Annotated in this window: 13 protein-coding genes; 7 read left to right on the top strand and 6 right to left on the bottom strand. The window is 41.4% G+C overall.

All coding sequences use genetic code 11. The features are described 5' to 3' along the window. Positions 1-183, top strand: a 183-nt coding sequence (locus tag M2277_RS31480) for an FHA domain-containing protein (RefSeq protein ID WP_280756417.1), incomplete at its 5' end; no start/stop codon positions are given. Between the two features lie 124 nt (positions 184-307). Here M2277_RS31480 and M2277_RS31475 read toward each other — a convergent pair. Further along, complete coding sequence (locus tag M2277_RS31475; protein ID WP_280756416.1) at positions 308-1228, bottom strand: copper amine oxidase N-terminal domain-containing protein; 921 nt, start codon at positions 1226-1228, stop codon at positions 308-310. Positions 1229-1577: 349 nt separating this feature from the next. On the opposite strand from M2277_RS31475, the gene M2277_RS31470 reads away from it, so the two are divergent. Continuing rightward, a complete protein-coding gene (locus M2277_RS31470; RefSeq protein ID WP_348537798.1) occupies positions 1578-2633 on the top strand; it encodes a copper amine oxidase N-terminal domain-containing protein in 1056 nt (351 codons plus the stop codon). Between the two features lie 85 nt (positions 2634-2718). Here the strand turns inward: M2277_RS31470 and M2277_RS31465 are convergent, their stop codons facing one another. From M2277_RS31465 to M2277_RS31445, 5 genes are all read right to left on the bottom strand, one after another. Continuing rightward, entirely contained in the window at positions 2719-3192 is a 474-nt protein-coding gene (locus M2277_RS31465; RefSeq protein ID WP_006212347.1) for a DUF2621 domain-containing protein, read from the bottom strand. A gap of 158 nt (positions 3193-3350) precedes the next feature. Beyond that, entirely contained in the window at positions 3351-4544 is a 1194-nt protein-coding gene (locus tag M2277_RS31460; RefSeq protein WP_280756415.1) for a tyrosine-type recombinase/integrase, read from the bottom strand. A gap of 27 nt (positions 4545-4571) precedes the next feature. After that, entirely contained in the window at positions 4572-4760 is a 189-nt protein-coding gene (locus tag M2277_RS31455; RefSeq protein WP_280756414.1) for a hypothetical protein, read from the bottom strand. Between the two features lie 88 nt (positions 4761-4848). After that, positions 4849-5328, bottom strand: coding sequence for an ImmA/IrrE family metallo-endopeptidase (locus tag M2277_RS31450; RefSeq protein WP_280756413.1), 480 nt, complete (start codon positions 5326-5328; stop codon positions 4849-4851). Positions 5329-5338: 10 nt separating this feature from the next. After that, positions 5339-5665: a helix-turn-helix transcriptional regulator gene (locus tag M2277_RS31445; RefSeq protein WP_280756412.1), complete on the bottom strand. Its 327-nt coding sequence runs from the start codon at positions 5663-5665 to the stop codon at positions 5339-5341. Between the two features lie 145 nt (positions 5666-5810). Here M2277_RS31445 and M2277_RS31440 point away from each other — a divergent pair, with 145 nt between their 5' ends. The 5 genes from M2277_RS31440 (at position 5811) to M2277_RS31420 (ending at position 8655) form a co-directional block, all read left to right on the top strand. Next, on the top strand, positions 5811-6035 hold the full coding sequence (locus M2277_RS31440; RefSeq protein WP_280756411.1) for a helix-turn-helix transcriptional regulator: 225 nt from the start codon (positions 5811-5813) through the stop codon (positions 6033-6035). 56 nt (positions 6036-6091) lie between these two features. After that, on the top strand, positions 6092-6289 hold the full coding sequence (locus M2277_RS31435; RefSeq protein WP_280756410.1) for a helix-turn-helix domain-containing protein: 198 nt from the start codon (positions 6092-6094) through the stop codon (positions 6287-6289). Between the two features lie 51 nt (positions 6290-6340). After that, complete coding sequence (locus M2277_RS31430) at positions 6341-7153, top strand: phage antirepressor KilAC domain-containing protein (RefSeq protein ID WP_280756409.1); 813 nt, start codon at positions 6341-6343, stop codon at positions 7151-7153. 88 nt (positions 7154-7241) lie between these two features. Next, positions 7242-8207, top strand: coding sequence for a hypothetical protein (locus M2277_RS31425; protein ID WP_280756408.1), 966 nt, complete (start codon positions 7242-7244; stop codon positions 8205-8207). Then, the gene (locus M2277_RS31420) at positions 8197-8655 is read left to right on the top strand and encodes a helix-turn-helix domain-containing protein (RefSeq protein WP_280756407.1); all 459 of its coding nucleotides are present in this window, start codon (positions 8197-8199) and stop codon (positions 8653-8655) included. Before M2277_RS31425 ends, M2277_RS31420 begins: the two co-directional genes overlap by 11 nt. Positions 8656-8671: the final 16 nt, after the last annotated feature.

Here is an 8671-nt window from a genome sequence, read left to right as displayed (position 1 = left end):
GGTGTGGGAACTTCGCGGGCACATGTCGAGCTCTCGCGTGAAGGTGGAGAATACGTATTAAAGGACCTGGGTTCAAGAAACGGTACGATTTTAAAAGGAGAGTCCATGGTGCCGTATAAAGAATATCCCCTGAAGGAGGGGGATACCTTTGTTATTGCAGGTTTGGTCGTTTATCTTGTGTAGCGGGTTATATTGACAGGGGATAAAGTAGTAGAAGAAAGTAACCCCGGGTTTTGAAAGGCATTGATCCTGCCTTAACAAAGCCCGGGGTCTCGGCATTTTTTGTGGAAATGTGTGCATGAGTTTTTTATAACTTGCTTGAATAAATCAGGTACTCCGTATCGCCGGTTGGGTCCAGGTACCAGTTAGCGACCCTTGTTGAGTAATTATAAGATCCTCCGTATAGGGGCCAGCGTGTAACGTACACATTGTATTCCGGAACGAAGATATTATATTGAGCATCATATCCGCTTGGATAAGACGAATTCATAAAAAAAGTAATAATAAAGATATTGATGTTTTTGTAGCCATATTTTTTATGCACATGGGTGGCAAGATTTTTGGTCAACAGATGCCCTGTTGAAGGTTTGGTGTCAAAGGTGTCGATAATGTTTTGCATCGTTTGTTCATCCGAAATTTCTACGGCAATGGTGAGTGAATCCGAATCGTCGATTACGCCATAAGTTAAGTCGTTCAGGTGCAATTTTCCGGAAGAGAGATTTGAGTATTTGAATTCCAATTCCTCTTGGATTTTTTTGGCTTTCGTTTTTATGGGTGGAATCGGTGTGGGCTTAGGAACAAAAGGCTCTGTCCCTTTGTAACTGGTAATGTTAATGGTATTTCCGTTTACGGCCAGGGTTGCACCTGTAGCTTCGCTTATGAACCGAAGCGGGACGAAAACGTTTCCGTTCAAGGATAAAGGTGGGGATTCTAACACCATGCGCGTGCCGTTTACATATGCGTTTTTGTTGCCAACGGTCAGCACAAGGCTGATGCCTTTTTTAGTCCCTGTAATCTGCTGTCTGGAAGAATCCCACTTTACAGAGAGGCCCAAACTTTTAAATATAGGGGCGAATTGTACCAGGGTCACTCCGTCTCGCAAAATGGGGGCCTGCCGCAGCCCTACTTTAACGCCATCTAAGTTGACGATTTTTGCTGGGGCTGCTCCTGCTGCTGGAATGATCCATGTAAATAGTAAAACTATGATTATTGCTAATTTTAATTTCACTTCATTTTTTCCTCCTAGGACTATTGGATTACATTCTAATAACAGTCTATTATACTTGATATGTGTTTTATTTCCATGATTTTCTTGGAATCGGCAAACTGCAACACCATATCTAGGTTATAGGTTGAACTTTTTGTTCCGTTCCGTAACTAATCTCCTTAGATGAGGGTTATAACAGAGGATTGAACTTATGAGATGAAGGAGATTGATTGAAGTGATAAAAAGAGGACTATTATGGTTACCCTTATTTTTTTTGCTAGGGTTACTGCTATCAAGCCCATCCCATGCTGCTGCCTCTTCTTTTGTAAAAGCAAATGTGGAATATGGGCAATTCAAATCGCTCTTCTCCATGAAAGACCCGGTGATGATAAAGGATGGGAGGCTATTGCTTCCTCTGCGAGAGATCGGCGATATTTTGGGTTTGAAGGTTCATTGGAATCAACCACAACAGAGGGCGAGTCTGTATGGAGTAAATCTTGAGTTGACGCTGCAGCTTGGAAGCGATGTTGTTTATTTGAATAAGAAACAGAAAAAACTCAAGACATCTGCGGAAGTCATCAACGGAAAACTCTACATCCCACTCCGATTTGTTGCAGAAGCCGTGAATGAGGATGTGAAGTGGAACTCCAATACGAAGACACTGTCTGTTGGCAGTAATTACGTTGTGGGAACAGATAAAGGTATTACATTTTGGCTTAATCGAAAGAACGGCGAGTTCTACCAAGCCATAGGTAACAAGGTGCCATCGTTTATTGGGACATTGGAGATCAGGGGAGGGGAGTTGAGGCATCTTCAAGTCCAACGACTGTCCGACAACAGTTCGTACGTCCGACTATACGAGGCCGAAGGGATGTCCGAATTAGGTAAGAGATCCGGTCAGATTTTTGTGAAGAACGGACAAATTATAAAGGAAGCACACTTTGAGTTCATAGGGCATTATCCGGATACTAATGCGTATAACCTGTACGATCTGCGAGATAAAGTATTGTTTTCGGATGGCAAGCATGCAGAGTTTCTGAATCATGAAGGGGAAGTAGTGGCTTACTATAACCTGGGGGAACTTACTGGAAAAGAAGATGAGATCTATATGATCGAATACATCACGGATTATTACATGATCTTGCGGGAGTATGGAACGCAGCACCTGATACTCTATCATCGAATGCGTGAGATCACTGCTTATGTTCATGAGCTGCTCCCGCTTCCGCCTACGGAGAAACAGTTCCTTGAAGAAGTTGCCTTGGACAGAAATAATGAACCGGACCGCGAGCTTATCATTCGCTTCAATAAACAGGAGGAGAATACGCTGTTGTTTCTGTATAAGAGTAAAAAAACAGGCCAAGTTCATTCATATCCCTTCAACTTAACGAAATTAAAAAACGAATCCCCCAGATCCTCTGGATGAGGACTAGGGGGAATTATCTTCTGGACTATACGGTGCTTGTCCCACAGTGAGGACAAGCACCGTCGTTCCATTTAAGGCTGTATCATTACTTATTAATCAAATGCTGATAAGGCTTGTAGTCAATTTCCTTCTTCTGGAGGAAATTCATCAAGAATTTGTAATCCCGCTTTGGCGTAGCCACGATATAACCTTTGATGCAGTGGTCTTTTGTCACTGCTTTGGCATGGTCCTCAATAGCAATCTTGCCAATCTCCGCTGCAATGGAGTGTTTGGCAATATCCCGGAATGGTCCCGGAACGGGCTGCACCAGCTCGTCCAGAAAGGCCTTGGCTTCATCAGTCCACAGCGGGCGGCTTCGCTCGACCCAGTAGTTCTGCCAATCCAGCTTGGATTTGCCGTCTGCTTTGGGAAGCACTTTCAGAAACTTGCGGAACATGAAAAATCCGCCGATGCCCATCAGTCCAAGCATAACCCATCCCCAGAAGGCAATGGAGTTCATGAACCATGACGGTGGCGCACTGGAGGACAAATATCCCAAGACGGCTCCTGTGCTCTTCATCTGTATATCACCTCAATGATTATTATCACATGTCACTTTCATGAGAATTATAACGCATTTCTAGATTTATTTCGATAGCCCAGACATAATTAAATCATGTACGGTACTATAGGGATTTCGGAAGTTATGGTGAGGATGTGCCCACGTGTTACCCACACTTATGAATTCATTACCTCTTCGAAACGGTCAGGAACTAGTTTTCGTTGTTGTTCGGTAACGTGTAGATAAATTGTTCTTGTGATTTCGTCGTTCTTATGACCAAGCCTTTCTTGGATTACTGCTAATTCTTCTTTGGCTTCGGCAAGTAGTGAAACATGGGTATGTCTAAGGCTGTGAGGGGTAAGGTTGTCAGGAAGTCCACAGTCTTTCAGGATCTTTTCAAATCGTTTCTGATAGCGACTATAACATGCTGGATATCCGGGAAACCTCAAGCTCCAAAATATAAAATCTGCATCATGTTGTAGTTCACCGTTATTGATTTTACTTTCTCTCCAAGCAAATTGCGCTTTGATGGCTTTGATTACACTTTCACCAATGGTGACCGTGCGGACTGAGCTATCATTTTTCGGGGGACCGAGTACATAGTTTTTTACGGACCCATCGACATACAGATTTTTTTTAACAGAAATAGTTTTTTCCTCTTCATCGAAATCAGATACTTTAAGTGCGAGTAGTTCGCCGATCCTCAAGCCAGTGTAAGCGAGAGTTAAAAAGACGGCATACTCTTGCGGCTTACCGCGGAATCTGATGTATTGAAGTAAGTGCTGTAACTGCTTCTTTTCGAGGAACTTCGGAATTTTAACAACGCCTGATTCTATTTCTTCAAGGGTTGATTTAAAAACAGGTAATGAAGCTTCTTCTGTTGGATCATTGAGTATGATTTTCTTCTTCTTTGCATCTCTAAACATGAAGCTTGCTGCTGAATGATACAGTTTTATTGTTCCTTGCGCAAAATCATCTTTTTTTAGCTTGTTCAAATAAGACTGGTAATCATAACTTGATATTTCTTTAAGCTTTGTATGTTCACCTAAATACTTTTTAAGGCACTTTAACCCATTCTCCCTACTCCGCACAGTCCCCTTTGCCGGTTCGCGTTCTATCTTATAGTCTTCAAGCCACAGTTCAATCCATTGCCCTAATGTGATTGTTTTTTCATCAATTGTTTTTCCTTCAAGGCGCTTTGCTTCAATTTGGATACCGGCAAGGTAAGCTTCTTTTGGAGTCTTGAACGAGGGGGTTTCTTTCTGTTTCCGTGTTTTTTTTCCGTTCACTATTACCGGAACACTGTAGCGATAAGTATACCTTCCGTCCCTTTCCCTAACACCAGGAGGAAGCACTTTCTTTTTGGACATGTTATCTACCTCCCACCCGAATGAGTTTTAATCTTCATTCCACTTGGGTTGAATTTGAAGGGCTGCAAGATAGGCTTCCTGTGCTGTTTCATATGGAGCGGTTTCAATTTGCTTTCGGACTTTCTTTCCATTTTTCATTACCGTATCGGTGTAACGATAGGTGAATTTTCCATTACGCTCCCTGACACCATGAGGTGAAAATTTCATTTTTGACATGTTATCCCTCCTAAAACAAGATCATATGTTTGGTTTTATCATATATTTAAACAGCCCGTTTATAAGCAGGCTGGGAAACATTCAATTGTTATTCAAGCGTTTTAAAAATTCTCAAGGGATCAAAACAAATAATATGGTTGCCAATTTTTTTGCTCTGGCCGTATTTTTCAAGATAATGTTTTATTGATTCATCTATGTATTCTTCGGTAACATCCAAAAAGTCTGCTATTTCAAATCTATTTCTAGCACCTGCTTCACAAGCTTCTATTAACCCCTGAAGAGTCACTAATTTTTCATATCCCCAATTACGGGCGCGTTTTTCTTGTTTGCGGTTGGGTATTCCTTTAACATCCAAGATATTGCCGTAGCTGGTGTAATGATGTCCTAGTTCTTCTGCAAAAATGCAGACCCATTCCGTTTTAGTTGCAATAGCCCCTTTATTCAATGCAATTATATTGTCAAAGTAAAGCCCTTTTAGCTTATTGTTTTTGAATATCACATGGTAGTCTCGTTCCTCTACAACAAGGATTCCTGCTAATTCGGCTTCTTCAAGAAGTTTATCAATCATGCAATACACCTCATTTTCGTCGTGATTTAATGTATTTTGCATATTCCATGATTTCTTTTAATTCTTCCTCGGTGAAATTTTCACCATCGAAATGCGCTGCTATCGTGAAAGGAATATCTTGAGCAAGGTTTTCCATTCCTCCTTCCTCAATAATATTGCTTTTTTTAATATTGAAATGAGTAGCAATTTTTTCAATCGCCCCCATGCGAGGCTCCTTTAAGCCGTTCTCCCATGCGGATACGGCTTTATTAGTAACCCCAGCAATATCAGCTAAGTCTTGTTGAGTAAGATCAAATTTTTCGCGAAGCATTTTTATATTTTCACTGATACCCACCATTACCACTCCATTCTATTTTAAGTAGATTATAATCGACATGTAGATAAAAATCAACTGAAAGGTCTAATTTTGGCCTTTTTGGTGTTGACATTCTACTTTAAGGAGACTAATATGGGTTTATCACCAAAGAAAGGAGGGCGCCAAGGTGCAATTATCTCCTGATCTGAAAAAAGGAATTACCCCTAGGCAGGCAAGATTGCTAAGTGATATGTCCCAAAAACAGATAGCGAATTTGCTTGGAGTTCACAGGCATACTTACATGAAATGGGAACGGAATGCTGACGAGATGCCTGTGGGAAAAGCAAGAGTTTTTTCGGAAATTGTTGGCATGCCGGTTGATGAAATTTTTTTTAGTCGTCATTCTACTTAAAGTAGATATTAAGGACACTTTAAGTGGATTGATTATTAAAAAAGGAGGTAAAAAAAATGAATGCGAGCAATAAAGAGCTTCCAGCAATTTTAACCATTCAAGAAGCGGCGACTCATCTTCGCCGCTGCACGAAAACAGTACGCAACAGAATCAAAGCTGGTAAGTTGAGAAGTTTTAAGGAAGGCCAAGAACATCGTATCCGGCGAGAATGGTTGCTTGAATATGAAGAAAGCCTGATTTCTAAATCGCAATAAGGGGTGACAGGCAAATCACCATATTCAAAAAAACTAGAAAGGAGTAAATAAATGTCTAATATCTATCCAATCGAACAGAAGCTTGTCCCGTTTAATGGCGCTGAACTGCTTGGCGTGAAGGCGAATGACGGCAAGATTTATGTTGGTATTCGGTGGGTTTGCGACGGAATCGGTCTATCAAGAGGTCAAGCTAACAACGAAGTAAATCGAGTCCAAACAGATATTGTACTAAGAGAAGGCGCACGAAATTTCGTGTTACAAAAAATGGGAAATGGTAAAGGTAGCGTCTCTGATGCCCTCACCATCGAACTTGAATCTCTTCCATTGTGGTTGGCTAAAATATCCATCACTCCGAGTATGCAAAGGTATCAACCAGAAGTGACGGAGAAATTGGTCCAGTATCAGTTAAAGGCCAAGAATGTATTGGCATCTGCATTCATTCAATATACTCCTTCTTACCAAATTGACGACCCGATTGCTAGAGCTGAAAGATGGATTGAGGAAACGAAAGAGAAAAAAATGCTAGTCGAAACGATCGAGGAACAAAAGCCATTGGTTTCATTCGCTGAGATATGCATGCAATCGGATGAATCCGTTAAGGTTCGGGATTTGGCACATTCATTAAGCAGTCACGGTTTCAAGATCGGCCAGAACAGACTATTTGATAAACTCCGTGAATGGAAACTGATTTGCCAAAACTCTACGGAGCCCACTCAACGTGCGGTGGAACAGGGATTGTTCGAAGTTGTAACCGGTGTGAAGCAGAAGCCTACTGGTGAACCGTTCACTTGGAGGACGCCATATATTACCGTCAAGGGTCAAGTCTACGTGACTGATCGGCTGAGAAAGGAATACGGAGAATGACACTTCCTGAGCTTGCCCGTCTCTGGTTCAATCACCCGCTGCAACACGCAATCATTATGAAAAATATAATCCGAGGGGAACGAATGAAATGAAGAATATTTTTGAAATCAAGAAACTGGAAACGGAATTGAAAAACTGGACTGAAATCGCTAATAAGCATATCAATCACTTCCAACAAGTGTATACAGCAAACGAAAGCGAAATTTTAAATCTGAATATGAAGATTCTTGATTCCTTCACTTATGCGTTTTATAAGAGAATCCCCAGTGATGAAAGGGAAATGCTGTTGAACGCTGTGACGGATGGTGAACTATCAAAATCCATTGCAAAGAAATTCGAATTAGCCGACGCCATGCCGAAGTACGGACCGATGAACCCTTTTGCGGCTCTTAGGATTTATCACCGCAAGATCACTGCTTTGGTCAGAGAGACAGCAGAGATCAAAAGCGTAGTAAGGGACCTTTTCAAGGAACTGAAAGAAATCGACTTGAAGGCAAGGGAGTTCGAAGCAGCTGGTGTTCAATCAGGCATTCTTTTCAACATCCAAATGAACATACTAGCCTTCCAACAGTCAGTTAAGGAGATTTTGGAGTTGAAAACGAATGCTAATCGAATCGATTTCATGATTTACGTTCGGGCATTAATAGAAGGCCAAAAGACGATTAAACGGGAGGATTTCTTGCAAGTCATTACTTTAAACAAAGATCTTCGTCACTGGGGCGAACCAGTTAAATCGTTTTCCAAAGTGTTTTCTGAAATCCCTGAGGAAATCAGTTGGGAAGAGTTTCAAAATTTGATTTTCGTAGAGAACATCGAGCGTCCGGGAGAAGAATACCTTGCTGATCTATTCATGGAACATGTCTTTATGGTCCGCGAACAATATGAGGAAGCGACCGGAGAGAAGGCTTTTGATGCTTTCGAAATTCTCGAAGAGATCACCGGAAAACCTATGCAGACGTACACGGCAAAATTTGATGAGTATGGCGATGTCATCAGTTTGACACCAAACAAACCAAATTTGAAAGTAGTGGAGGGTGGCGTACATGAGCAATAAAATCTCGATTCAAGAAGCTAGAGAAAAAGCAGGCATGTCATTGGGGGATGCTGCACTAGCAGCGGGCATCACGAAGAAGAAAATGACTTGGTATGAAGAAAATCCGGGGCTTATGGAGTTCGATGAAGCGATAGCATTATGCAAACTATATGGATGCAAGTTTGATGAGGTAGACTTCCGCTCTAAATCTAACAAGGCTGAACCTCACAAGATTTATCTGCCTTACAGACGATTGACCTTCCTGCTGGAAATGAAAAAGAAAATGTCCAACATCATGTTATCAGTCACCGATGATGGTCAATATTCAGAAAGGCATCTTTTGGAAGATCTTATTGATTTGTTAAATGATGTTGGTCACGAAGAGGAAGTAATCATGAACGAACTGGAAGCCGGTATTGTGTCTATAAAAAGCGAAAATCACCTTAACTTGTCTTTGGCGGGACGTTAAGGCGATCTAACAATTA

This window comes from Paenibacillus sp. LBL, from assembly GCF_029893715.1.
Taxonomy (GTDB): Bacteria; Bacillota; Bacilli; order Paenibacillales; family Paenibacillaceae; genus Paenibacillus_AQ; species Paenibacillus_AQ glucanolyticus.
This window is presented reverse-complemented; position numbering and strand designations above follow the sequence as displayed.